Origin of the sequence: Leptolyngbya sp. GGD, from assembly GCF_026735145.1 — a bacterium.
Lineage (GTDB): Bacteria > Cyanobacteriota > Cyanobacteriia > Leptolyngbyales > Leptolyngbyaceae > Leptolyngbya > Leptolyngbya boryana.
In genome coordinates this window covers 711152-737256 of record NZ_JAPQKE010000001.1, presented here as the reverse complement: position 1 = coordinate 737256, position 26105 = coordinate 711152, and the positions used below count along the sequence as shown (strand labels likewise).

The 26105-nt window shown below is 46.2% G+C and carries 25 protein-coding genes; 18 read left to right on the top strand and 7 right to left on the bottom strand.

The annotated features are described in order from the left end of the window. Nucleotides 1–3: 3 nt before the first annotated feature. Complete coding sequence (locus OU814_RS03495) at nt 4–801, top strand: YebC/PmpR family DNA-binding transcriptional regulator (RefSeq protein WP_268180498.1); 798 nt, start codon at nt 4–6, stop codon at nt 799–801. A 288-nt stretch (nt 802–1089) separates the two neighbouring features. Next, entirely contained in the window at nt 1090–2295 is a 1206-nt protein-coding gene (locus OU814_RS03490) for an FAD-dependent hydroxylase (RefSeq protein ID WP_268180497.1), read from the top strand. Nucleotides 2296–2311: 16 nt separating this feature from the next. Here OU814_RS03490 and OU814_RS03485 read toward each other — a convergent pair whose 3' ends face one another. Further along, on the bottom strand, nt 2312–3685 hold the full coding sequence (locus OU814_RS03485) for a PAS domain-containing sensor histidine kinase (protein ID WP_268180495.1): 1374 nt from the start codon (nt 3683–3685) through the stop codon (nt 2312–2314). 91 nt (nt 3686–3776) lie between these two features. Beyond that, entirely contained in the window at nt 3777–4133 is a 357-nt protein-coding gene (locus OU814_RS03480) for a PAS domain S-box protein (RefSeq protein WP_017290470.1), read from the bottom strand. Between the two features lie 253 nt (nt 4134–4386). On the opposite strand from OU814_RS03480, the gene OU814_RS03475 reads away from it, so the two are divergent. The 6 genes from OU814_RS03475 (at nt 4387) to rpoD (ending at nt 11645) form a co-directional block, all read left to right on the top strand. Further along, on the top strand, nt 4387–6249 hold the full coding sequence (locus tag OU814_RS03475; protein WP_268180491.1) for an FAD/NAD(P)-binding protein: 1863 nt from the start codon (nt 4387–4389) through the stop codon (nt 6247–6249). Nucleotides 6250–6275: 26 nt separating this feature from the next. Next, on the top strand, nt 6276–7466 hold the full coding sequence (locus tag OU814_RS03470; protein ID WP_268180489.1) for a YbfB/YjiJ family MFS transporter: 1191 nt from the start codon (nt 6276–6278) through the stop codon (nt 7464–7466). A 3-nt stretch (nt 7467–7469) separates the two neighbouring features. After that, the gene (locus OU814_RS03465; protein ID WP_268180487.1) at nt 7470–8108 is read left to right on the top strand and encodes a glutathione S-transferase N-terminal domain-containing protein; all 639 of its coding nucleotides are present in this window, start codon (nt 7470–7472) and stop codon (nt 8106–8108) included. A gap of 94 nt (nt 8109–8202) precedes the next feature. Further along, nucleotides 8203–8895 carry a 7-cyano-7-deazaguanine synthase QueC gene (queC, locus tag OU814_RS03460; protein WP_268180485.1) on the top strand — a complete coding sequence of 231 codons (693 nt, stop codon included), beginning with the start codon at nt 8203–8205 and terminating at the stop codon, nt 8893–8895. A 435-nt stretch (nt 8896–9330) separates the two neighbouring features. Next, nucleotides 9331–9717, top strand: a complete 387-nt coding sequence (locus OU814_RS03455; RefSeq protein WP_017290475.1) for a response regulator — start codon at nt 9331–9333, stop codon at nt 9715–9717. Nucleotides 9718–10517: 800 nt separating this feature from the next. Further along, entirely contained in the window at nt 10518–11645 is a 1128-nt protein-coding gene (gene rpoD / locus OU814_RS03450) for an RNA polymerase sigma factor RpoD (RefSeq protein ID WP_017290476.1), read from the top strand. Between the two features lie 119 nt (nt 11646–11764). Here the strand turns inward: rpoD and OU814_RS03445 are convergent, their stop codons facing one another. Next, a complete protein-coding gene (locus OU814_RS03445) occupies nt 11765–12247 on the bottom strand; it encodes a dihydrofolate reductase (protein WP_268180483.1) in 483 nt (160 codons plus the stop codon). Nucleotides 12248–12404: 157 nt separating this feature from the next. Here OU814_RS03445 and pipX point away from each other — a divergent pair, with 157 nt between their 5' ends. From pipX to OU814_RS03420, 5 genes are all read left to right on the top strand, one after another. Then, nucleotides 12405–12674 carry a transcriptional coactivator PipX gene (pipX, locus tag OU814_RS03440; RefSeq protein WP_017290478.1) on the top strand — a complete coding sequence of 90 codons (270 nt, stop codon included), beginning with the start codon at nt 12405–12407 and terminating at the stop codon, nt 12672–12674. Then, nucleotides 12671–13330 carry a YggS family pyridoxal phosphate-dependent enzyme gene (locus OU814_RS03435; RefSeq protein ID WP_268180480.1) on the top strand — a complete coding sequence of 220 codons (660 nt, stop codon included), beginning with the start codon at nt 12671–12673 and terminating at the stop codon, nt 13328–13330. The genes pipX and OU814_RS03435 overlap by 4 nt, the downstream gene beginning before the upstream one ends. A 642-nt stretch (nt 13331–13972) precedes the next feature. Then, a complete protein-coding gene (locus tag OU814_RS03430; protein ID WP_017290481.1) occupies nt 13973–14575 on the top strand; it encodes a cell division protein SepF in 603 nt (200 codons plus the stop codon). Between the two features lie 75 nt (nt 14576–14650). Continuing rightward, nucleotides 14651–15448 carry a pyrroline-5-carboxylate reductase gene (proC, locus tag OU814_RS03425; RefSeq protein WP_026148928.1) on the top strand — a complete coding sequence of 266 codons (798 nt, stop codon included), beginning with the start codon at nt 14651–14653 and terminating at the stop codon, nt 15446–15448. Nucleotides 15449–15623: 175 nt separating this feature from the next. Beyond that, nucleotides 15624–16481 (top strand): type II toxin-antitoxin system HicA family toxin, encoded by an 858-nt coding sequence (locus OU814_RS03420; protein ID WP_268180475.1) that lies wholly within the window; start codon nt 15624–15626, stop codon nt 16479–16481. Between the two features lie 171 nt (nt 16482–16652). Here the strand turns inward: OU814_RS03420 and OU814_RS03415 are convergent, their stop codons facing one another. Then, nucleotides 16653–17408 carry an amino acid ABC transporter ATP-binding protein gene (locus OU814_RS03415; RefSeq protein WP_036046625.1) on the bottom strand — a complete coding sequence of 252 codons (756 nt, stop codon included), beginning with the start codon at nt 17406–17408 and terminating at the stop codon, nt 16653–16655. 108 nt (nt 17409–17516) lie between these two features. On the opposite strand from OU814_RS03415, the gene OU814_RS03410 reads away from it, so the two are divergent. The 3 genes from OU814_RS03410 to OU814_RS03400 all read left to right on the top strand — a co-directional run bounded on the left by OU814_RS03410 (nt 17517) and on the right by OU814_RS03400 (nt 22004). Further along, nucleotides 17517–19010 carry an ABC transporter permease subunit gene (locus OU814_RS03410; RefSeq protein ID WP_268180472.1) on the top strand — a complete coding sequence of 498 codons (1494 nt, stop codon included), beginning with the start codon at nt 17517–17519 and terminating at the stop codon, nt 19008–19010. A gap of 189 nt (nt 19011–19199) precedes the next feature. Further along, entirely contained in the window at nt 19200–20093 is an 894-nt protein-coding gene (locus OU814_RS03405) for a transporter substrate-binding domain-containing protein (RefSeq protein ID WP_190653501.1), read from the top strand. A 45-nt stretch (nt 20094–20138) separates the two neighbouring features. Further along, the gene (locus OU814_RS03400) at nt 20139–22004 is read left to right on the top strand and encodes a sensor histidine kinase (RefSeq protein WP_268180469.1); all 1866 of its coding nucleotides are present in this window, start codon (nt 20139–20141) and stop codon (nt 22002–22004) included. An 89-nt stretch (nt 22005–22093) separates the two neighbouring features. Here the strand turns inward: OU814_RS03400 and OU814_RS03395 are convergent, their stop codons facing one another. From OU814_RS03395 to OU814_RS03385, 3 genes are read right to left on the bottom strand one after another with little or no spacing between them, the layout of a single operon-like run. Beyond that, nucleotides 22094–22396, bottom strand: a complete 303-nt coding sequence (locus OU814_RS03395) for a hypothetical protein (protein WP_268180467.1) — start codon at nt 22394–22396, stop codon at nt 22094–22096. Nucleotides 22397–22398: 2 nt separating this feature from the next. Then, nucleotides 22399–23370, bottom strand: a complete 972-nt coding sequence (locus tag OU814_RS03390; protein ID WP_190653502.1) for a hypothetical protein — start codon at nt 23368–23370, stop codon at nt 22399–22401. 13 nt (nt 23371–23383) lie between these two features. Beyond that, on the bottom strand, nt 23384–23824 hold the full coding sequence (locus OU814_RS03385; protein ID WP_242049462.1) for a secondary thiamine-phosphate synthase enzyme YjbQ: 441 nt from the start codon (nt 23822–23824) through the stop codon (nt 23384–23386). Between the two features lie 96 nt (nt 23825–23920). Here OU814_RS03385 and OU814_RS03380 point away from each other — a divergent pair, with 96 nt between their 5' ends. Together OU814_RS03380 and OU814_RS03375 are read left to right on the top strand one after the other, a co-directional pair. Next, nucleotides 23921–24814 (top strand): helix-turn-helix domain-containing protein, encoded by an 894-nt coding sequence (locus OU814_RS03380; protein WP_268180462.1) that lies wholly within the window; start codon nt 23921–23923, stop codon nt 24812–24814. Nucleotides 24815–24900: 86 nt separating this feature from the next. Beyond that, the gene (locus OU814_RS03375) at nt 24901–26085 is read left to right on the top strand and encodes an NAD(P)H-quinone oxidoreductase subunit H (protein ID WP_268180460.1); all 1185 of its coding nucleotides are present in this window, start codon (nt 24901–24903) and stop codon (nt 26083–26085) included. The last annotated feature ends 20 nt before the right edge of the window (nt 26086–26105 follow it).

Sequence of the window (26105 nt, the reverse complement as noted above, 5' to 3'; positions counted from 1 at the left end):
GTTATGGCAGGACATAGTAAGTGGGCAAATATTAAGCGGCAAAAAGCGAGAGTAGACGCGAAAAGAGCCAATGTCTTTACCAAGGTTTCGCGCGAAATTATTGTAGCGGCTCGAAATGGTGTGCCTGACCCCACAGGCAATTTTCAGTTGAGAACGGCGATCGAGAAAGCCAAAGCCGCCGGAATCCCAAACGACAATATCGAAAGAGCGATCGCTAAAGGTGCTGGCAAACTCGGGACAGATGCGCCACTCGAAGCAATTCAGTATGAAGGTTACGGGGCAGGCGGAGTTGCTGTCTTAATCGAAGCGCTAACCGATAACCGCAATCGAACTGCGGCTGATTTGAGAGAGGCATTTAGCAAAAACGGCGGAAACTTAGGTGAAACTGGCTGCGTGAACTGGATGTTTGAGCAAAAGGGAATTGTCGAACTGTCCTTTGCTCCTCAGAAACGAGGTCGTAAGCTCGAAGCAGTAGAAATTGACGAAGACGCACTTCTCGAAGCCTGTCTTGAAGGCGGTGCAGATGCCTATGAATTGATTGAAACAGAGGACGGTCAAGCTGCAGAAGTGTTTACCGAAGTCGGAAATTTAGAAGCGCTCAGCCAAGCTTTGAAAGAACAAGGGTATACCGTAGCCCAGGTCGAACTGCGTTGGATTCCTCAAAATACGATCGAAATTACCGACCCTGATCATGCGAGATCGCTCCTCAAACTCATGGACGCACTCGATAGCTTAGATGACGTTCAGAACGCCACCGCCAACTTCGACATTGCTGAAGACCTGATGTTGGCAGCCCTGTGAACTCTCAACTTCTAAAAAAAAGCCCCGAAGGGCGATGGATGCCCCCATCCATCGCCCTTCGGGGTATCTGTGCTCTATTCGATGAATAGAATAAAGTTTTACCCTCTCCTGCACTTCGCCCACAACGTTCGCCTGACTGGGTGATTCTCAAAATTACTCAAATCGTATCTCAGCGCAATTACGGAATTTTCCCTAAAATGTGAGGCAGAAGAAATTGCCGATCGCACTTGCTCGTCTTGGAACTCTACGCGACAATAGGATGTAAAGTTTCGTATCGTGCGCTCAGATATGCAATTGCCTGAATTTGATATTGCGATCGTCGGAGGCGGAGTTGTCGGGACAACCTTCGCTTGTGCCTTGAAAGATTCCGGATTCCGAATTGCACTGATCGAAGCCGAACTCACATCGCAAGCTGTATCCCGCGCTCAAGCCTACTCAATTTCGCTCCTCTCCAGTCGAATTTTTGAAGGTATGGGCATTTGGCAAGAAATTCGCTCTCAGGTCGAAACCTACAAGCGGGTTCAGTTAACCGATGCAAATTCTCCCAATGCTGTGAAGTTTGCACCCAATGACATTGGGACAGAAACGCTCGGCTATGTCGCTGAGCATCGCGTATTAATTTCCGCACTGCATCAATTGCTCAAATCTTGCTCGAATGTCGAGTTGTTCTGCCCTGCTAAAGTCGTGAAAACTGAATTTCAAGCGAACGGAGCAACCCTTGATGTGATGCTAAATGGAGAGATCCAGCAGATCCGAGCGCATTTAGTTATTGCAGCGGATGGATCACGATCGCCCCTCCGTCAACAAGCCGGAATCAAAACATTTGGCTGGCAGTACGGGCAAGCTTGCGTTGTTGCCACGCTCAAACTCGAATCACCTCACGACAACACAGCCTATGAATGGTTTTGGAGTACAGGCCCTTCTGGAATTTTGCCTCTGACCGATGATCGCTATCGAATTGTTTGGACAACCAACAGAGCCGAAGCTGAGAAATTAGTGGCATTAGACGATCGTCAATTTATCGAAACGTTCCAACAGCGCTACGGCTCAAAATTTGGCACACCCCAAATCGAAGGAAACCGTTATCTATTCCCGATTCAACTCATGCACAGTCGGCGCTATGTCCTGCCGCAACTCGCATTAATTGGCGATGCCGCTCATAGTTGTCATCCCTTAGGAGGACAAGGCATCAACATGGGAATTCGAGACGCGGCAGCGCTGGCTCAAGTTCTACAAACTGCACAAAAACGCGGTGAAGACATTGCCAGTTTGAAAGTGTTGCGGCGATATGAGCGCTGGCGACAGTGGGAAAATCTCATCATCTTGAGCATTACCGACATCCTCAATCGGACATTCTCGAATCAGATTTTTCCGATTGTTCAACTCCGTCGGTTTAGCTTATGGTTTTTGCAGAATATCCCGCCGATACGATCTCTGGTCTTTCGCATTATGTCCGGCTTAACAGGACGTGCTCCCCAACTTGCCCAACGATAACCATAGCTTTGAAAAATTAGATTTGAGAGTGAATCCGCTGGTGAATTGGAACTCGGATCAAAAACTCAGCACCTTCTCCTTCACGGGAGAAATACTCTAGCTTCCCGTGATGTTTTTCTACAATCAACTGATAGCTAATTGACAGTCCCATGCCTGTACCTTTGCCAATCGGTTTGGTTGTGAAAAACGGATTGAAGATTTTTGCTCGAACTGTTTCAGAGATGCCAGAACCATTATCTGCGATCGTAATTTCCACTGAATCTCCGATCACGCAGGTTTGAATTGTAATTTGAGGTTGGCTGACTTCTTCTAAAGCATCGATCGCATTACTGAGAAGATTCATAAAGACTTGATTGAGTTGCCCTGCCAAACATTCAACCTGAGGGAGTTGCCCGTAGTGGCGCACGATTTGAATTTCTGGACGGTTGGGCTGTTGTTTCAAGCGATGCTGCAAAATTAAGAGCGTACTTTCAATTCCCTCATGCAGATCGACTCTTTTGAACTCAGCTTCATCAAGTCGAGAAAAATTACGGAGCGACAAAACGATTTCTTGAATCCGATCTGTTCCAATCTGCATCGAGTCTAGAATCTTCAGCAAATCTATTTGAATAAAGTCAAGGTCTGCGTCATCTGAAGCCTCCTGAATTTCTATGACAGGATTTGGATAATGCTGTTGATAGAGATGCAAGATGTGGAGAATATCAGCGATGTATCCTTGTAAGTGCGAGAGATTGCCATAGATAAAAGAAACCGGGTTGTTAATTTCATGAGCAACGCCTGCTACGAGCTGCCCTAAAGAAGACATTTTTTCAGCTTGAATCAGTTGAGCCTGCGTGTCCTGTAATTCTCTCAGCAATCGTTGTAATTGTTCTGACTCTCTTTGCAAACGAGTATTGGTTTCACGTAATTCTTGAGTTCGCTGAGCGACCTGTTCTTCTAGGTGTTTTTTGCTGCCTTGGAGTTGACGCTCTGCTAGATATTGCTGAGTTACATCTCGCAAAACTAATACTGACCCCTCTTCATGCTCCAAGATACCCTGCTGATCGATTTCAACAAATGCCCAGGAAATCTCTAGAATATGCGTTTGCTCAGACGCTTGAAATTCATAACACTGTGTTCCACTTTGATGGGTTTCTAAAGCGATCGTGACAGGATGCTGGCTCATTTCCACAGCTTCGCCTTCTAGCCAGAGTGGAAGCTTATGCGCAAGTGAAGCACTCAACAGCATCAACCTCGGTTGACCCAAAAGCACCTCTAATGCTTCATTGCACCACTTAATTCGCCCCTTACCATCTGTCCAGACAATGCACTCCTTAACAGCACTAAGAGCGATTTCCATCTTACTGAGGGTAGAACGAAGGTGTCTCAACTGATAATCTTCGTTAGCCATCTACTTTAATTCCGTGTTAAGGATGCTTAAGTGCATTGCAGCAAGGATTTTCTCCCCCAACATCTACTTCTACACTCAGGCTCGATGATCGTTATAGTGGACGCAAAGTTGCTGCAAATAACCATTGTTCGCCCTGCTTTTCTGCAACGATAAAATGCTCAGACTCAATTTCTTGATTGTCTTTCGTGACAGCCTTTAGGTTTAAGGGGTGATTCAGGACTTTTGAGTGTCCCGTTGCTGAAAAGCGTGCAAATCCTAAGTTGTGAGCATCTTGAAAAAATGGCGGGAGAATTACGGTGAGCGGTTGTCCAATAATTTCTGTTGATGTCCACCCAAAAATGCGTTCAAAGTGTGAATTGACATCAACCACATTTCCTTGCTGATCGGCAACAACCACCGCTAAGTCACCTTGCTTTAGTTCTGCAATGGTAGGAGGAGTTTGAAGCATTTGAATATACCAAATGAGTACTGAATTCAACGAATTATACTCTGGGTTCCAGAATTGTAATCACCATAATTTATCAGGCAAATCCTCTACTTAACCATCATACGGACACCTTGTATTAGAAGTACTTCTTTATACTAAATACATAGATTGCCTGGTTAAAGCATCCCTGGCGTGGGCATTATTGAGTTCGAGCTAAAGATGAGAGCAGTTCCCGATTGAGCCATAGGATGTCTAACAACCGTAAGACGATCGAATGAAGATAAACTCACTGAATCAGGCAGATACCACGGGAGATCTGATTGCGATTATTGGTGCAGGCGCTAGAGGCTTAAGTGTTTTAGAACGAATTGTTGCATTCGCCAGAGCCGATCAGTTTTTAGCTCCGATTGTTGTTAAGGTTTTCGATCGTGATCCCTTTGGTGCGGGCTGCCACTCAGTCCATCAGCCCGAACATTTGTTGGTGAATACAATTGCCAGTCAAATCACTGTCTTTTCTGATCCAACTGTTCAAGGCTCAGGATTTCAGCTTGCAGGTCCTTCCTTCTATGAATGGCTTTGCGATCGAGATCGCTCTAGTTCTCCCCCTGATCCAAATGCCTACTATCCAAGAAAGCGACTGGGAGAGTATTTAGCCTGGAGCTTTGACTACTTGTGCAGCTTAGCACCCACCACCGTTAAGATTGTCACAGTTTCAAAGTATGTCGTCGCAGCATCGCCGATCGCAGCTTCAGAAGGGACAATCTGGAAATTAAAAGATGAGTCGGGTGACACTCATTTTGTTCGATACACTTTTCTCACCACAGGTCATGAGCAGGAGCCATTAACTCCAGAGCAATCCGAACAGCGATTGTTTCCGGTCTATCCTCTAGATCCAGCGGTTCAAGGAATTCAGCCTGATGAAACGGTCGCGATCGAAGGTCTAGGACTCTCAGCGTGTGATGTGATCTCGATGCTGACGATCGGACGAGGCGGTAAATTTAATCGCGAGCAAAATGGTCAAGTCTGCTATCAAGCTTCGGGTCAGGAACCAAAAATGATTGGCTTTGCCAGATCCGGGCTGCCGATTACGGCGCGCGCCCGGAATGAGAAAGAAGTGCGTGAGCAGTATCAAGCTCGCTTTCTCACCCGATCAGCGATCGCTCAACTCAAAGCAAAACATGGACAACTTGATTTTCAAACGCAAGTTCTCCCATTGCTCTTAGCAGATATGGAATTCGTATACAGCAGAACTTATGTGCAAAAACACAAAGGTTTTACTGCTGCTCATCAGTTCTCGAATTCCTATCTTGCTGCCACACAGAGACAACGGCGATCGCTGATCGCTGCTGAGATTCCATTGCATCAGCACTTTGACTGGCAGCGCTTAGTCAATCCAATTCCCTCTCAAAGCTTATCGACATATGAGCACTACAAAACCTGGTTAGACAGCTACTTGCACGAGGATTTAAGTTCCGCGAACGAAGGCAATCTCTCGAACCCGTTTAAAGCAGCTTGCGATGTGCTGCGAGATCTGCGAGATAATTTGCGCTACGTCGTTGATTTTGGGGGACTGACTGAAGACAGTCACCGTTGGTTTGTCCAGACCTTTCTTCCTGTTATGAATCGCCTAGCAGTTGGTCCACCCAAAGCAAGACTTGAAGAAATGCTTGCCCTGCAATCCGCCGGAATTCTCAAACTTGATTTAGGACCTCATCCACGCTGTCAGTTTGATCAAACTCGGCGGCGATTCGTGATTCAAGGCATGTTTGAGCAGGTTGAAGCCCACGCGTTAATTCGTTCTCGAATTGCGATGCCTCCTCCTCAAGCCAGTGAGAACCCCCTGCTTCGCCAGTTGATTGCAGATGGAATCTCTCGCCCTTTTATGAATGGGCAGTTTCATCCGGGTGGTTTAGATGTCTCCAGCGATCTGAATCTGATTAGTCCAGCGAATGTTGTATATCCGAACTTTTGGGTTTTAGGCACGCCGATCGAAGGACCTAAATTTTACACGTTCATCTTGCCGCGTCCGTTTGTCAATTCGACAGCGCTCTTAGATGCCGATCGCGTTGTCCAAGCACTGCGTGATCAACTCACAATCACCAAGTCAGGTTCAGTCGCTGTATCAGCGTTAATTTGATTGCACTCTATACCTCCAGTCATCAAGTGAAGAGTTTTTATCGATCGAACTTTTGGTTCGCTGGTTTAGCGGCAACCTTTACAGGTAACGGTATTGGGCGATTTGCTTACATCACACTGATGCCTGTGCTGATTCAAGCTAACTGGTTTTCTCAAGAAGAAGCAGCCCAATTTGGCGTTGCAGCATTATTAGGTTATCTATTGGGTCCTTTCCTGATTCGGCGTTTTGGCTCGCAAGTAAACCGTGCAACTTTGATGCGGATAGCGATGCTGTGTTGTTCTAGCAGCTACTTTGCCTGTGCTTTTCCGCAAATGGGGTTTGGATGGTTTTATAGTTGGCGATTTCTTTCAGGCGTGGGTGGAGCGATCTTGATGATTTTGGCTGCTCCTATGGTTCTTCCCCACGTTCGCCAGGACAGGCGGAGTCGCGTTGCTGGAGTCATCTTTTCGGGGATTGGGTTAGGTGCTGCCTTGTCTGGACTGCTGATTCCAGTATTGGTACAGATTCATATCAAGGTTGCTTGGGTGGCGATGGGGCTAGCTTGCGCTGGGCTAACACTGATGACCTGGAAAACCTGGGCTGAGCTGGATGTTGCTCCAAATCCCTCCACGGTGACTCCGCCTGTGATGAAATCGCACTCTCTGAACCGGGGAATCGGGTGTCTCTTGATTGCCTATGCGCTGAATGCGGTCGGTTTTTTGCCGCATACCTTGTTCTGGGTTGATTTTCTAGTTCGAGATTTAGGGTTCTCACTGGCATCAGGAGGACTGTCCTGGGCATTATTCGGCATTGGTGCGGCTGTCGGCCCGCTCTTGACCGGAGTGATGGGAGATCGGTTGGGAGTGCGTCGGTGCTTGGTGCTAGGTTTTGGGCTGAAAGCACTGGGGGTTATGATACCTCTGTTGACACAAAAGCTTTGGATGTTGCATGGTTCTGCGTTTTTAGTTGGGATGTTTACGCCAGGGATTGTGACACTGGTTTCGACGTATTGTTTGCAGTTAGTGGGTACACAGGAACATCATCGGGCTTGGGGAGCGATGACGTTCTCGTTTGCTTTGACGCAGGCGATCGCAGGGATGGGGATGGCAATTCTACTGCGGCAGGTGAGTTCTTATCTTCCTCTGTACGCAATTAGTGCGATCGCGCTGGTCATCTCGACGGTTTGTATCCTGTGTATTCCTCAACCTTCCTCGATTCGTTCTCCAGAGTCCATTTAAGCGATGAAACTTTATCTGAATACGACTTCTCCCTTTGCCCGATGGGTATTAGTTTGCGCTCTAGAATATGCAATTTCTGATTTGGAATTAATCTGGGTCAACCCGTGGGAAACTCCCGAAATGCTAACCAGGGTGAATCCATTCTCTACAGTTCCAGTTTTGCAGATCAGTCAAACTGAAGCTTTATATGAAAGTAGTATTATTGTTCGCTATCTGATTCAATCTTCGATCGCACAATCGTCCTCTTTACAAGAATTGCAGCGATTAGCCTTGGGTAAAATGCTGCTGGAAACTGCTTTTCGTCATACCAGTCTAAAACGCTATGCTCCAGCGGATCTGCCTCCCCATCCTTTGATTGAACAGACGGAACGAGGACTGACGCGAGTCTTACAAACTTTATCGGTTCAAGATTTACCGAGCTTTTCAGCCCAACAGCGACCAGATGTAGCAAGTTTACAGATCGCGATCGCGTTAGATTACATTTCCTTTCGCTGTCCAGACTTATTTGTCTCTTCCGTCGCTCAATCGCTACAGGAGCAACTTCATGCCTATCAGTTGCGTCCTAGTTTTGAGTTCACGACTCCTTCCGCACTGGCAGCTCAATCCGCATCTATCCCGCTCGATGAATCGAGCTGTTCATAAAAACGGTGAGCAAGATTAAGCAAACATGTGAGCAGGCAGGCAACAGAGAGACGAAATGGTAAAAAGGACGTAAGTCGTTGTTCAATCAGTCGCGATGCCGAAAGCCGTTGTTTTATTGTCCGGTGGTCTAGATTCAGCAACCGTCGCTGCCCAAGCGATCGCAGATGGATATGATGTGATCGCGCTTTCATTTCGCTATGGTCAGCGCCACGATCGCGAACTCCAATCTGCTCAGGACATTGCTCAACATTTGCACCTCCTGCAGCACTTCATTGTGGATGTCAACCTTGCTCAGTGGGGAGGATCAGCCTTAACAGATTCAGCCATTGAAGTTCCGATCGCAGGTGTTCAGCCCGATGAGATTCCGATTACTTATGTCCCCGGACGAAACACGGTGTTTATTGCGATCGCGCTGTCTTTGGCAGAAGCTCAAAACGCAGCAGCAATCTATTTAGGCATTAATGCTATCGATTATTCAGGTTATCCAGATTGCCGTCCTGAATATCTTGCCGCGTTTCAGACGCTCGCTCAACTCTCGTCTAAAGCAGGATTAGAAGGGAATGCGCCGAAATTAATTGCACCCTTGATTACCGATTCCAAGACCGACATTGTGAAACGGGCGGTGAAATTAGGCGTGCCGATCGAGAAAACTTGGTCATGCTATCAAGGCGAAACCGAACCTTGTGGAATCTGTGACTCTTGCCGAATTCGCGATCGCGCCTTGATCGAAGCAGGCTATCCAAAATTCGCAACAGCATCAGGAAGAGAATTCTATCAAAACTATTAAGAAAACAATTCAAAATAAGTGCTTGAAATCATGAATAAAAGCTTAAATCTAAATGAAAGTAATCTTCCATTCATTGATGAATAAAGTTGTGATGAAATCTAAAAAAATGGATCGTCGATTGCATCTAAGATCGACTAGATTTTTGCTCAACGATTCTTGAAAGTATTGGTGTAAGCCATTTGTAGCGCAGATAACCTTCAGAATTCATCTTTTTTAGTGAATGACCAGTCTGAGTGTTTCTAAGGAAATTGAAGATTCGTTCTATAAAGTTTACAGGAAAGATTTCTAAAAGCTTAAAAGCTAAGAAAAACCGAAGCATAAAAAACAATAAATGAGGATTCAAACCCAATCCTTGAAAGATTTTCAGCGAATTTCATCTAAAAAGAACCCAATTCGGCAGCCGCTATATTAAAACTCTAGCTTTGTAACTCTGTCATGGTTTTTCCGTCCACTTATATCCTACTGTTAGCTCCTCAACTTGAAGAATTAGACGGATTGGAATCGTTACTTCAACAAGTAGTACTCGACGTTGAAATTGTAGAGAACGCCGATCAAGCGCTTGCGAAGGTTACTCAGAATCCCCCTTGCTTGATCATTTTGCAAGAGCATCTCCGCTCCGAAACCGTCATTCATCAACTCAGACTGCTCTCTAATGCCGATCGCACAACCCTTGTCATCGTCACCGAAACCGATTCTCCAAGCTGGCTCCATCAAGAACAACGACCAGACGTAGATGGGTTCTTGGTCAAACCCCTCAGTACTGAGGTTCTGTTCTCCTTAATTCACTCCGCCTCTGCCCGACACTACTGTCATCCTGTTTGAGATCTGCCCATTGACAGATTTCTCTAATTTATCTTTAGAAAGGTATAAAAATATCTGATTCTCTGTCCCTGTTCATCAGAGAAAGCTGACGAACAATAAATCCTCGTTATCTATAATTAAGTGGCATCAGATCTCGGTAATTTCACGCTTTTCGTCGAATTCAATCCCCAATTCTGGTGAGTACCCTGATTAATTAAGCTAATCTTTGGTATGTTTCAGTCTTCAAAAGATCGGCTACCGTTATCAACAGAGATAGATAGATTTACATCTTTTGGAGGACGCATCAAGAAATTAAGCGGAGATTACATCAAGATTTTGCGCTAGATTTAAATTAGATTCGATGCCCCCTGCAAGAGACCCCAATCTTCTGCAATCTGGAGAATGCCTGTGCAAACCCAACAAAAGAGCCGCTACATCAACGGTAATGCGCTCTATCGAAATGGCAACGTGAACGCCAAGCACAGCACATTTAACCAAAATTGCAAATAAAGAAATCAGAAAGAGGGTGCAACTTTTGTGAGAAAGGCTACAATCGGGGAGACATTCCAAACATTTAGAAATAATGATCTCAAAAAATCGCGAGATGCCAACCGTATTTCCTCGGAAAATAAAAGTGGCAAGAGATTTTGAATGATCATTGACGCGATCGCTCTACTGCATACCAGCCAGATTGAATCGTGAGAGGTTTCTCGCGAAGATCGTCGCCTCTGGTCAGTTAGACTGCATCGACCAGATCAGCCTCTGGAATTTCAGTGCTGGGACATTTTACTTCATTACTTAAGGAGCATGAGGAACGCGGCATGACCCAAGCCAAAGACTTACTTGTTGAAGAAGCATTCGACCCTTCAGAAGTGCTAGACGTAGACGTAGATCTAGACGACCTTGAGGATCTCGACGATTCCGATCAAGCGGATGACGATGAAGAGGGGAAACCCGGTAAGGGACGTGCCACTCGTCGCCGGACTCAAGCTAAGAAAAAGCATTACACCGAAGATTCGATCCGGTTGTATTTGCAAGAAATTGGTCGGATTCGCCTGTTGCGCGCCGACGAAGAGATCGAATTGGCACGGAAGATTGCTGATTTGCTCGAACTCGAGCGGATTCGGTTCCGACTTGCAGATAAGTTAGATCGCGAACCAACCGACGCAGATTGGGCACAAGAAGTCAAAATGCCGCTGCAACAGTTCCGACATCGCCTGCATTTGGGTCGTCGCGCCAAAGATAAGATGGTGCAGTCGAACCTGCGACTGGTTGTATCGATCGCGAAGAAGTATATGAATCGCGGCTTGTCGTTCCAAGATTTGATTCAAGAAGGCAGCTTGGGTCTGATTCGGGCGGCTGAGAAGTTTGACCACGAAAAAGGGTACAAATTCTCGACGTATGCGACTTGGTGGATTCGTCAGGCGATTACGCGAGCGATCGCGGATCAGTCGAGAACGATTCGCCTTCCGGTTCACTTGTACGAAACCATTTCTAGAATTAAGAAGACAACGAAATTGTTGTCTCAAGAAATGGGACGCAAGCCGACTGAAGAAGAAATCGCAACTCGGATGGAAATGACCATTGAGAAGCTGCGTTTCATTGCTAAGTCTGCTCAGTTGCCGATTTCGTTGGAAACGCCGATCGGGAAAGAAGAAGATTCTCGCTTGGGTGACTTTATCGAATCGGATGGCGAAACTCCGGAAGATCAAGTTTCTAAGAATTTGCTCCGTGAAGATCTCGAAGGCGTTTTGGCAACACTCAGCCCCCGTGAGAAAGACGTGTTGCGCCTGCGTTACGGTTTAGACGACGGTCGGATGAAGACCCTCGAAGAGATCGGGCAAATCTTCAATGTGACTCGCGAACGGATTCGTCAAATCGAGGCGAAGGCGTTGAGAAAACTACGTCACCCGAATCGGAATAGCGTTCTGAAGGAATACATTCGATAAGGTTTAAAGTTCTTTGGTTGCAAGCCCGATGGCATTAGTCATCGGGCTTTTTTATTGGGGAGTTAGGAGGCAAAGGATCTGTCGCGCTAATAAATTGATTCGGTATTACACAAATATTTTCAAGTGGGTACGAGGCGCTGATAGGTTTCAAAGCGATATCCATCTTGCTGATCGAGGTTCAGCAATTCAAAATCTGAAAGACGATCGCGCCATTCGCAAAAGAACACATCACCGGAATAATTGCCTTCGACGATCGTTAACTCCATACGATCGACCACATCTAAAGCCTGCCGATAAATCGATGCACCACCGATGATAAATCGTTTCGCATCTGTACATTCCAAGGCTTGCGACAGCGATCGCACAAATTCCACTCCATCTGCCTGTAAACTCTGCGAAGAGATGATAATATTTCGACGGTCAGGGAGGGGACGTTTTCGGAGATCAAATTCCCAAGTTTTTCGACCCATAATAACGGTATGATGCAGCGTGAGTTGTCGGAACCGTTTGAGATCTTCAGGAATTGACCACGGGAGTTGACCACGATCGCCAATGACCCCATTGGTTTGCGCGATCGCGGCAATCAAGATAATTTCAGACATCTAACAGATTTGGGTCTATTCACTACGACGCTTTTCCACCTGGTTTTGCGGTCGATAATTTACTCAATTCATCACAAACGAGATAAATTGTTGCAATTGATGATTACAATCTGTGAATCCTATAGCAAATTATCCACTTGTTTCTTATGGACTGTAAATGGATACAGAGAATTATCTAAATCACCCAACATTTGGGTTGCTCTTCCGGGTGTGTTTGGTGGAAGAGAATCGAGAATTATTCAGTACGCTTTACGCGCAAAGATTATTCTTCTTGGTGTTTAACAGTTCTGACGGATTGGAATTTGAGCCGATCGGACGCACCGATGCGAAGATGCTCGTTGAAGCTCGCATGAGAATCTTACGACGAACCGGGATGAACAAGGAGTACGATCAACTTCAGATAATCCATAAACGCACCTTCCAATGACCGATTTGATCGATCGTATTGCCCAATTTCGCGCCTCAATTCCACCCCAGGTTCGAGTCATTGCCGTGACGAAAACGGTTTCGATTGAGGCAATGCGAGCAGCCTATGCTGCCGGAATTCGAGATTTTGGCGAGAATCGCGTGCAGGAAGCGGAAGTAAAACGCGCAGCACTGGCTGATCTCACTGATGTGACTTGGCATTTGATTGGGCACTTACAGAGTAATAAGGCGAAAAGCGCGATCGAGTTGTTTGACTGGATTCAATCAGTGGATAGCTTGAAATTGGCACAAAGGCTCGATCGTTTGGCGCAAGAACAAAATCGTCATCCGCAGATTTGTTTGCAAGTGAAGCTGTTAAGCGATCCCAATAAAGCAGGATTCTCAGTGGAGGAACTTTGGCAAGCGTTGCCCCAGCTTGCTGCTTTACCGAATTTGCAGATTCGGGGCTTAATGGTTATTCCGCCCCTTGATCTAGAGCCATCTGAAACATTGAAAGTTTTTCAGCAGGCAAAAGAGTTGGCAGAAAAGATTCAGATTCAGAGCCATCTTCAACTGGATCAGCTTTCAATGGGCATGTCAGATGACTATGGTTTAGCCCTACAAGCAGGTGCAACAATGATTCGCCCAGGACGGCTCTTATTCGGGGCAAGACGCTAAAATGTTGTGCCAATTTTCAATATCTATGAGAGCGTATATAGTCCGCGAGCAGTGAAATCATGCCTAACGAATTGAAACTGCAAATATATGATTCCGGCTAGTAACAAATACTACTAAGCCTTCTGGTGAATTCTCGCAAAGTGAAGCGATAAATTTGGCTTGTATTTTAATTGGCTAGGTTACATCAGACTGGATATATACGCCGGAATTCTAATGAAAAGCGATCGCTTTTTCGATCAGGAAAATTCTTGGTGCTAGGCGATCAATGCGGAAATCTCAACAGTTTGGAGTGGCTGGAAGGGTTTACGGCTCCGAATTGCAACAAAATTCAAAGAAAATTTCGGAAAATTGATCCAACTTTCAAAAGTATCGATACAATTGCACCCGGAGGGCAAAAAACTCCAAGGAAAGTATGCAACTCTGATGGCTGGATGTATACTAATTCATCAATCTCGTTATTTGTGCAGCAGTATAAGAACTTATCTAAGCTGTCAAACAACAAAATTGAATTTGCTTTCCGGCAAAGCAGCTTGGAAATGACAATCCAGTAATCAAATTGAATTCAGTGGTGACTCTGCTACTCTCAATGATTTGACCGTAACTTTTCAGAAAACTCGAACTTATTCGGATGGAGCGTGAACAGTGAGTATTTTCAGCAAATTACGTGATTTTGTCGGACTCAACGAACCGGTTGAGTACGAATACGAATATGACGAGATGGACGGGCAAGAGTATCAGTCTCTCTATCAAGAAGAGGCGGCTCCCGCGCCTGCTCCTACAGCAGCAGCTGAAGAACCCCAATCGCGACGGGATCGTTTTCGCAGTCGAGCTGTGGGAATTGGTAATGAAACAACTGGTGTAGGAACTGCTATGAACAATGTGATTGGAATGCCCGGTGCTGCAAATGGAATTTCGGAAGTTGTGGTGGTTGAACCCCGCACGTTTGAAGAAATGCCGCAAGTGATTCAGGCTTTGCGTGAGCGCAAGTCTGTGGTGCTGAATTTGACCATTATGGATCCGGATCAAGCTCAACGCGCAGTTGACTTCGTGGCAGGTGGAACTTACGCGATCGACGGTCATCAAGAGCGCATTGGCGAAAGCATCTTCTTGTTTACGCCAAGCTGTGTGCAAGTCAGTACGCAAGCAGGTGTCTTGAATGAAGTGCCTCAGCCTGCTCCGGCTCGCCCGCGTACCTCGACTCCGACTCCGGCTTGGGGGGCTGAACCAAGAGCTGTTCAAGGTTAATTGCAGCACTGGATCAAGGGCGAAAGATATGGTAGATCTGTAGCCCTCTTATCCATTTCGTGCGAGGGCAGTAGATTGGTTAGAAAATTTGGCATGATTGGCGGCGGGATGATGGGCGAAGCGCTCTTGTCCCGCCTTGTTGCTCAGAAGGTGTTTGAGGCAGACGCGATCGTTGTGAGTGAGCCTTCTCAAGCGAGACAGGAACTTTTAGCGCAACAGTACAACGTTCACGTCACGAATGAGAATCGGCAAGCGGCAGAGTCGGAGATCGTACTGCTGGCAGTTAAGCCTCAGATTTTTCCCAAAGTTGCTCAGGAGTTAGCAGGACAAACGCGATCGGCGTTAGTGATTTCGATTTTGGCAGGAACAACCTTGAAGCAGTTGGAGGCAGCGTTTCCAGGGCAGCCTGTGATTCGAGCGATGCCGAATACGCCAGCCGCAGTTGGAGCGGGCATGACTGCAATCGCGGGCGGTCAACATGCTGAGAAACATCATCTAGAGCAAGCCACTGAGATTTTAGGCACCGTTGGCAAAGTCGTAGAAGTGCCAGAGTCGATGCTGGATGCAGTCACAGGATTGTCGGGATCGGGGCCGGGATATATTGCGATCGTGATTGAAGCGTTAGCAGATGGTGGTGTGGCAGCAGGATTGCCCAGAGCGATCGCGATGGAATTGGCAATTCAAACCGTCAAAGGAACCGCGCAGCTTTTAGACGAAGAGGGAATTCATCCGGGAGTCTTGAAAGATCGAGTGACGAGTCCGGGGGGAACGACGATCGCGGGAATTGGAGAGTTAGAGAGAAATGGGGTGCGATCGGCGTTTATTCAGGCAGTGAAGGTGGCGACAGAGCGATCAAGAGAGTTGGGGCAATAAGTTGGGCAATTAGGGAGATGGGGAGATGAATTTTGGAAGTTCTATCTTTCTCTCTATCTTCCTGACCTTCATTTTCCCTTAACGTTCGCGACAGCACTCGTCAGAATTTGTTATCCTCAAGGGCAATTGCCGACATAGGCGCTTCCTCAATCCTCAAGATGAAAGGAGAACTGTTATGGCGACCTTGGATGAGATTAGAGCCGCGATTGATAGCTACCCTCCTGTTCTCACTTCTGGCGCATTGATGCGGATTGCAGAAAAAGAAGGATGGCGGGAAGATCGCAGTGAGGGTGGTCATCGGGTTTTTATCTATCCAGATGAGCCGAGCTATGGGCACATCACTTTTAAGTGCCATCAAGAAGGAGCGGATTGTAATCGGATTGTGACGCGGCGAAGATTGACTGAAATCTATCAACCCGCATTAGATCGCGCTGCAGAAGATGCGGAACGACAAGAAAGATTGAGACAGACGATTAATCAGCTAGAAAGTGTGCTCGCCCAGTGTGAAGCGGATTTTTCGTTGAAAGCTCACCGAAAGTTGGAAGAACTGCAAAAAAGAATCGATCAATACGAAAGTGATTGTCTAGACGAGTGCGAACAGACCATGCAGCGGTTTGTCGATGATTGTCAGCAGGGAGCCTTGGCTGAGAAAGAACAAGAAGTACAACAACTGAGTCAAGTTCTCGTTCTTGCTCGCCAGCAAGTCGAACAATTACAAGCTGAACAACGATCGCTGAATCAATCTCTCTCAGTTGCAGAGCAAAAAGGTGATGAGTTGCGTCAATCCTTGGCGATCGCTCATCGCACTGTAGAAACAAAAGAACGGGATTTAGCGATCGCTCAGTCTCAGATCGCCGCACTCAAGCAAGCTTTGCAGGAGAAAGAGGCACAAATTGAACTAACTAAGAATCAAGCTCATAGCCGTTTTGTTCGGCTGAAGCGAAGCATGATGTTGGTCTGCTTCGTGTTGATGGGATTAGTCGGGGCACTAATGTTCCGAGCCTGGTTCTCGGCTGTCCCAATTCAGCGATAAAACAAAACCCCGCTTTCCAGAAGGACGCAACGGGGCAAAAGACGCAGTTAGGAGGTATCTATATAGCCTTCACCTTAACCAAAGAAATTCCGAAATCCCGTTCTCTTAAGGTGTTCTTAACGTCTCGGAATAAATTTGGTAGGGAGAAGAGAAGCGGTTGACTAGTAAAAGCTAAATCATTTGAGCTTGCCGCATACGGCTGAGAAAAGTATGTAGTCGATCGCTGTTTGGATTCGTCAAAACTTCCCGTGCTAGTCCTTCTTCAACAACTCGGCCTTGATCAAGGAACATTACTCGATTCGCGACATCTCGCGCAAACTGGATTTCATGAGTCACAACCACCATTGTCATGCCTTCTTCAGCTAATCGACGCATCACTGCTAGGACTTCACCGACTAGCTCAGGATCAAGGGCGCTCGTTGGCTCATCAAAGAGCATAATTTGAGGCTCCATACAGAGACTTCTGGCGATCGCAACTCGCTGCCGTTGTCCGCCTGAAAGCTGCTCTGGATACATCTCTGCTTTGTCGGCTAAGCCAACTTCTTGAAGATAGTACTTTGCTCGTTCTTTACTTTCGCTTCGAGAAATCTTGAGAACTTGTTGAGGAGCTAAGGTGAGATTTTCTAGCACACTCAAATGTGGAAAGAGATTGAACTGCTGGAAGACCATCCCGATTCGCGATCGCACCTCTTTCAACTCCCGTGATGAAAGCTGTGGCTTAGAAATTTCTAAATCACTGATCACAATCTTTCCGCGATCGACCGTTTCCAATCGATTCAAACATCGCAGCAGAGTACTTTTACCGCATCCCGACGAACCAATAATCGATAGAACTTCACCCGCATCCACATAGCCACTGATACCTTGCAGTACAGGCAGCGATCCGAAACTCTTCTCTAGGTTGTCAAACTGAATTGCGTGCTTCATGGGAGTAAAATAAAACGCGATTGAGAAGGCTGACATGTCCCTCCAGACAGAATTATCGCGATTGAGAATCATTCATTAATATATAGGAAAAAACTAAACGTACTTCCTATGAAATGGCGTGCAATTGCTTTAGCTCTGATTTGTACATTGTTCGTTGTCTTGAATCCGCTGCGATCGCTCAGTCAGCCCGTCCTCAATATTGCGGTCGAGCCTGTGTATGCCCCATTTGAGTTTCGTAACGGAGCGGGAGAGCTTCAAGGATTTGATATTGATTTGATTCGAGAGATTGGTAAAGTCGCCGGGTTTGGGGTGCGATTTCAGAACATTTCCTTTGATGGAATCATTCCATCTTTACAGGCGGGAACAGTTGATGCAGCCGTTGGGGCAATGACGATTACACCTGCAAGGTCAGAGGTCGTTTCATTCTCGCGCCCTTACTTTAAGGCAGGACTCGCGATCGCGTCTCCAAAAAGTCAGCCTATTGGTTCGCTAGAAGAACTGAACGGCAAAACGATCGCAGTGCAAATCGGAACGACAGGAGCGCAAACTGCACAGAAGATTCCGAATGCTCAGATTCGGACGTTTGATGCCTCCGTGATAGCTCTGCAAGAACTGAAAAATGGCAATGTTGCGGCTGTGGTTCATGATGCGCCGATTCTGCAATACGCGCTCAAAACGGGGAACTTACAGAATATTCAGGTCAGTGCTCAGCTTTTGACAGAGGAGTATTTGGGCATTCCAACCCCGAAAAACTCTCCGAACTTAGAGCGAATCAATCAAGGGTTAGGCACAATTCTCAGCAATGGAACGTACCGAACGATTTATCGCAAATGGTTTAACACAGAGCCACCCGCTTTACCCGAAGCAGTTCCAAATGCGACGAATCAGACCCAGTCGAACTGGTTTACAACCATTACGAGCGCACTTCCGCTTCTTTTAGCAGGAACGTTGATTACGCTGCAACTGGCTGTGATTTCGATTGCCATTGGTTTAGTTGCTGGTTCATTGATTGGGATTGCTCGTCTTTCAAAAACAAAGCCAGTTCGGTGGTTAGCCAGAGCTTATGTTGATTTCTTTCGAGGTACACCGTTGCTGGTTCAGATTTTTATGATTTATTTCGGCATTCCTGCTTTGATTCAAGAACTGGGGATAGAGTTTAGCTTCGATCGCTTTATTGCTGCTGTCGTTGCCTTGAGTTTGAATAGTGCCGCTTACATTGCTGAAATTGTACGCGCGGGAATTGTCTCGATCGAGGTAGGACAAACCGAAGCAGCAGCGTCTTTAGGGCTGGATACTACTCAAACTCTACGGTATGTGATCTTTCCGCAAGCCTTGCGTCGGATGTTACCGCCCTTGGGAAATACGTTTATCTCGTTGCTCAAGGACACAACTTTGGTCGCGATTATTGGATTTGAGGAGCTTTTTCGCCAAGGACAGTTGATTGTTGCCGAGAACTATCGACCCTTTGAGCTTTATGCGATCGTGTCTTTGATCTATCTTGCCTTGACCTTACTGTCATCTCAACTCTTTAGCTATCTGGAGCGACGTATGAATCCAGTACATCACGTTCAGAAACGAGATCGAGCCGTTGTACCCCAATAAAATCTGAGAAGACGATCTGCTACTAGTTCATCCCCCACTCCCCATCTCCCTACTCCCCAAACTGAATGCGCTTACCCCCGCCCCCTTCAAAACCCAGAACAAAGCCCCTATTGCCGATCAAGCCTGAGTTTGTCAAATTGCAAATCAGTTCCGGGCAATCTATAAAGAGTAAATTCCCTGGGATCTGTTATGACAGTTCGTAGACGGTTTATTCTTCAGACTGGAACCAGTTTTCTCATGACCACAGGCGTGCAGGGCTGTCTTCAGACTTCTCAAAACCCGCTACAAGGTCAGCCCACGCTCAAAATTAGTCAAGCGCTCACCCATCAGATCCAGCGTCGAGGCTATCTCCAAGTTGCGACTGAGGACAATTATGCTCCTTTCGAGTTTTTACTCAACGGTAAACCAGCGGGCTTTAACCACGCACTGTTTGCACGGCTTCAGCAACTTGTGCCTTTTAAAATTCAACAAAGTATTGTGCCCTGGCAGGGTATTCTGCCTGGTGTGAATTATGGCAAATACGATGTCGCACTCACCGCCGTTGGGATCACTGACGAACGCGCCAGATTTCTCGACTTTACAATCCCGATCGCAGAATCCACGATCGCCTATATCAAACGTAAAGGAGACTCCTCGATTCAAAGTCTTCGCTCCCTCTCTGGGAAAACCCTGGGAGTACAACAAGGAGGAATCTCGGCGGCGGCTGTACCCGACTTATCAGCCGAGTTAGAAAAACAAGGCGGCAAGATCGGACAAGTTAAAGAGTATCGAGGATTTACAGAAGCATATCAGGATTTGGTTAATCAAAAATTAGATGCAGTGCTGCACAATATTGTGTCGTTGTCTCTACTCGTCGATGAAAAACCTGCCATTTTTGAGATGGGAGAGCGAGTTGGGCGCAAATCATATGCAGCTTGGGCAGTGAAGAAAGGCGATCGAGAATTACTAGATTTTTTGAACCAATTTTTACAACAGCAACAGCAGCAGGGAGAACTGAAAAAGCTCCAGCAAGACTGGTTCAAAATGACATTTGAAAACCTTCCCACTGTTCCTTTGTTACCTGGCGATCGCCCCATCTCATAAAATCTCTTCCTGTCTGAATTCGCACTCTTCCTTGTCTTATTCCTCATGCGTTTTAATCCCCCAAATCTAGCTGCTCATCAACGCAATTTACTGGTTCGCTTATTGATTGCTAGCGTGATACTCCTTGTGAGTAGTGGAGCGTACTACAGCTATCAATTAGTGCGCAATTCGATGCTCGAAAGTTTGAAGAAAAATGTTTTTCTCGAACTATCGCAGGGGCGAGATAGCCTCGATCACTGGCTCTCCAATCAGAAAATTCACATTGAAACTCTGGCAAATACGGAGCAAGTGAAATCGATGAATTGGGAAACGACTGAACCTTACTTAAAGGCGGAAACATTACGATTAAGTGATGTCTACGCGATCGCAGTGGGTAAACCGGACGGATGGCGCAATGTTGTGGGAGGTAAGCCTGCTAATGTATCCGATCGCGCATATTTTCAGAAAGTGATGCAAGGGATTACAAATGTCAGTGATCCGATTATCAGCCGAGCAAACAATACCCCTACCTTGGCGATTGCCGCTCCCATTCGCCAGGGATTTGATACGAATAGTACGCCGATCGGAGAGATTCACACTCTAGTCCGCTTAGATCGCGTTAATCGAGTGGTAAGCAGCGTGAAATATGGCAATCACAGCTATGCTTTTGCGATCGACTCTCAAGGGCAGATTGTTACGCATACGAGCCATACTGATAATCACGCTCATGTGCACTTTCATGAGAGTGAGTTGTTGAAAGCGCTCCCTCAGATGAGCAAAAGCAAGGAGAGCGTTGAGTTGGTAAAGGTCGCCAATCAGATGTACTATCTGGCTTATCTCCCCCTTCAGGAGGTAGAGTGGGCATTGGCATTGGTCATTCCCAAAGAGGATATCGAGTCGCAGGTGCAATTTCTCGACATGATTGCTCTAATTGTGGCGGGAATGGCAGTGGCTCTGTTAGCCATTCTGGTGCAGGTGCAGGCGATGGAGCAAAGACATCTTAAGAAATCCAATGAACTTCTCGAAAAGCGAGTAGAAGCACGTACCAAAGAGTTGTCGGATGCAATGACAAAGCTTCAGCAGTCGCAACTGCGGATGATTCAGAGCGAGAAGATGTCTGCACTGGGTAATTTAGTCGCAGGGGTGGCGCATGAGATTAATAACCCTGTCAATTTTATTCACGGCAATATTACTTATGTGGATGAGTATACTCAAGCTCTCTTGCACTTGATTCAGCTTTATCAAGAGCAGTTTCCCGATGGGTCTAAGTCGATTCAAGAGTATTTAGCAGAAATTGATTTTGAGTTTCTCGCGCAGGATTTAGAGAAGACCCTAGCTTCTATGCGGATCGGAACCGATCGCATTAAAGAAATTGTGCTTTCTCTGCGTAATTTCTCACGGTTAGATGAAGCAGAAGTCAAACCCGTCAATCTGCATGACGGAATTGATAGTACTTTACTGATTTTGCAACATCGCTTAAAAGCAACACCGGATCAAGCTGCTGTAGAAGTGGTGAAAGACTATGGAGATTTGCCATTCGTTGATTGCTATGCGAGCCAACTGAATCAGGTTTTTATGAACATTTTGGCAAATGCACTAGATGCGATGGAAGACCAGCGCGGTCTGTCTCACTCTCAGCCTTGTACGATTCGGATTAAGACGAAAAAGCTGGAGCACGGGAGAGTTCAGATCGCGATCGCAGACAATGGCCCCGGAATTCCTCCAGAAGTTCAGCCCCGTATCTTTGATCCGTTTTTTACGACAAAATCGATCGGTAAAGGAACGGGAATGGGGATGTCGATTAGCTATCAGATTGTGACTGAACGACATCAAGGCAAATTGTACTGTGTGTCTGAAGTGGGCAAAGGAACAGAGTTTTTCCTTGAGATTCCGATTCGTCAGGGGGCGGTGCTCGCTGCTCCAGTTGCTTGAGCGTTGTGCAGTTGTCGATAGGAGTTGATAGGCTTGCAATGAAATCGAATCTTTGAGTTTGTTGATTAGCAAACTTGAACTTCTTTATCTCAAAGCAGAAACCTCAAGCGCACAAATGAAGTGAATTTTGCAACGGTTGCCACGACTTGTAGGATATCGGTTGAACTATCAATCTGCTGCTTTAACTGCTGCATCTGCTCCACATCAGCATCTGTACAAATTATCCCCTCTTTCAGAATTGCTAATCGAGCTTTAGAAAATAAAGCCATTGCGCGATCGCGTTCCTTCTTTAACTGCACCTGCTCATCAAAATCTGCTTGTCGATAACGAATCTCGATTTTACTCAACAGCTCAGATGCTTGCTGAAAGAAAAGCTCATTTTTCTCGGACATCTCTATTTCTCCAAATTCCGAATCCCAACTTCTGCACCGCGATCGGGAATTCGACTTCCAGCGGCGGCATTGGCTCGATCGAGTAATTTCTGCGCTACTCCACGCCACAACGGGTCAGTTTGAATGTCCGAGACAATTCGCGTTGCTTTCGTTCTGAGTGTTGTATAGTCTCGTCCTGTAAAGGTAGATGCAGTCGTCAAAATTCTGGGAATCAAAGCATTCATCTGATTGAGATCCAAATCGTCATAGTGATTTGCAGCTTCAATCACTTCTTTGCCCATTGCTGCTGCCCGCATACATTGAGCAACGGTGAGTTCTAGAATTCGCTGTTCTTCTTGTTTAATCTGTTGCCACTCGCCTAGAACCTCGCCTGCTTGATTTTCTAGCTCGGCTTTTCGTGCAATTAAGGCTGTTTCGCCTGCTTTAATTCTGGCTTGAATCGATTGATACTCTTTTTTGATCGCTTGTAGTTTGACGATCGCGGTGGTTCGATGCTGTACTAGCACAGGTGGATTGTCACTAATTGCTTTTGCTAATACTGCCATCTGTACGGTTAAAGTCTTTGCATACTCTGCTGATTTTTTCACTTCATCTCGGCTCACCGTACTTCTACTATCGAGTTTGGTGAAAATCTCTGAAAAGCCTTCATACTGGTTTCGCAAGTCTGCAATGAATGTATCCCATTCTGCAACTTTCGGCGGTTGGAATGGGTCGATCGCTAAATCAATAATCTCCCCACTCACTTCAACCTTAGAGTTCAAAATTCGATTTACAAAAGCCTGACGGATTTCAGCACTCGATCGAGTCGGCGCTTCCAATTCTCGTTTTCGCATGGTGTCAATGGCTTCGATCGCGCTCAAGGACTCATTGCGAAACTGAAGTGCTGCTCCCTGAAGTGCCCGTGCTTTCTCGACACTACAGCCTCCTAGCGCCAGACTTCCCATGATCAAAACTGAAACCGCCCATCGCCTCATGGTTTGTTCTCCACTATTCACCCATCACATGCACAACTAGCTCTCTAGTGTGCCGATGCTGCCGATGCTCCCATAGATAAATTCCTTGCCAAGTTCCGAGCACGAGCCGACCCTGAGAAATTGGAATCTGTTCTGAAGAATGGGTTAAGACTGTCCGAATATGAGCGGGCATATCGTCTGGACCTTCTGTACTATGAATATAGTTTTCCCACTCCGGAACAAGCTTGGCAAAGAAATTCTCTAGATCTTGCAACACATCTGGATCAGCGTTTTCCTGAATGATCAAACTTGCAGAAGTATGTCGTAAAAACAAGTTGCACAAGCCAGTTTTAATTCCAGAGTCAGCTACGATCGCATTCACCTGCGAAGTAATTTTTAGCAAAGACTTCCCCTGCGTTGTGATTCTTAAAATCTTCTGATGCTGCATGTTAATCCCTGTAACACTGAATACCATTATTCAAGCGAATTCGATCGCGCTTTCAGCTTAAGAAATGATTAACTGTGTGCAAGCATGAGTCACAATTAAATTGCAGGAATTAAAATCAAACGCATGTTAAAGATCAACATTGCTGAAGAGAAAGTGGCTGCATATGAACGGGTGTTTCGGCGATCGCCTCAGTTGACAAGTTTGCAGGCGGGATGGCAAGGGATTTACTTTGCATACGATTTCATGCCTCCTGGAGAAACGCCTGAAGTCATTTCTACGCAAAATGGGATTGCGATTTTTACGAATACAGGTAAATCTCAAGTTGCAGAGCGATCGCTGAATGGTCAATTCCGATGCGAACAAGTAGCAGACGGCAATATGGTAATTGTTCCAGCTCATACGAGTTGCCAAAGTCGCTGGTTTGATTATGGTGGTGTGATCTTTTTTAGCGTTGAGTCTTCAGTGATTGCTCATGCTGTGCATGAAGTAGGAAATTCTGATCGGATTGAGCTACTTCCCCAATTTGCTACGGCTGATCCGTTCGTTTATCAAGCGGCTGTTGCTTTGAAATCTGTACTAGAGCAGGAAGGAAGTGCAAGTCGGCTCTATGGTGAAGCGATCTCAAATGCTTTGATTGTGCATACGATCCAGCATTATTCAAATCGTCGCCCTTTACTGCAAACCTACGAAAACGGGCTTTCTCACTATCGATTGCGGCATGTGATTGAGTATATTCAGGCTCATTTAGAGCAGGATCTGAGCTTAAATGAACTTGCTGCGATCGCTCAAATGAGTCCGCATTACTTTTCTCAATTGTTCAAACAATCGACTGGCGTGACTCCGCATCAGTTTGTAATTCGAGCAAGGGTTGAGCGTGCGAGAGAATTGTTGATGACTCGAAAATGGTCGATCGCTGAAGTTGCCAAAATGGTTGGATTCGTGGATCAGAGCCATTTACATCGTCACTGTAAGCGCTTGCTCGGTGTGACCCCAAGAATGATCCAAAACCAGGCGTAACAATCTACAAAAAACGGAAGAATCTACAAGATCTGTGCGAATGAGTTGTGGATAGTGGAGGCAAGCGCACTTCAGGAATTCAACTCATGGGATGGATTGAAACGAAAACAGAGCCGATGGTGATCAATATGGGTCCTCACCATCCAGCGATGCATGGCTGCTTCCGAATTATTGTCACATTGGATGGCGAAGATGTTCTAGACTGTGAACCTGTGATTGGCTATCTGCATCGTGGCATGGAAAAGATTGCAGAAAACCGCACGAATACAATGTTCATTCCCTATACGAGTCGCTGGGACTACTATGGTGGAATGTTCAATGAAGCAGTGACCGTGAATGCAGTTGAGAAATTAGCTCAAATCGAAGTTCCGAGACGAGCGAGCTATATTCGGATGATCATGCTCGAACTGACGCGAATTGTGAATCATTTGCTATGGCTTGGCCCGTTTGTGGGAGATGTGGGAACGCAGGCTTTATTCTTTCCAACGATGCGCGATCGCGAAATGATTCTTGATTTATTTGAAGCGGTTTCAGGCTATCGCATGGTGAATCACAATTACTTTCGAGTGGGTGGAGTGGCTGCTGATCTGCCGTATGGTTGGGTCGATAAATGTGCTGATTTCTGCACTTACATGTTGCCGACCTTAGATGAGTATGAGCGACTGATGAGTGATAATCCTATCTTTCGACGACGGTTAGAAGGGATCGGAGTCCTCACGAGTGAAGATGCCATCAATTGGGGTGTGACAGGACCCATGCTACGGGCATCTGGCGTGAAATGGGATTTGCGAAAGGTGGATCATTATGAGTGCTATGACGAGCTAGATTGGGAGATTCAGTGGGATACGGCGGGCGATTGCTATGCTCGATATGCGGTACGGATACGGGAAATGCGAGAATCGATCAAGATAATTCAGCAGGCATTAAAAGCCTTGCCAGGTGGAGCTTATGAGAATTTAGAAGCTCAGCGAATTCAGGCAGGCCCGAAATCTGAATGGAATGGGTTTGACTATCAGTTTATTGCGAGAAAAATTGCTCCAACTTTCAAGATTCCGAAGGGTGAGCATTATGTTCGGGTTGAGTCAGGTCGAGGAGAGCTAGGAATTTTTATCATTGGCGATGACAATGTGTTTCCGTGGCGTTGGAAGATCCGCCCTGGAGATTTCAACAATCTGCAAGTGCTGCCGAAATTGATTCAAGGGCGGAAGGTGGCGGACATTTTTGTGATTTTAGCGAGTATTGATTTGGTGATGGGATCAGTCGATCGATAAGTTTCCTGATGCAATCGATC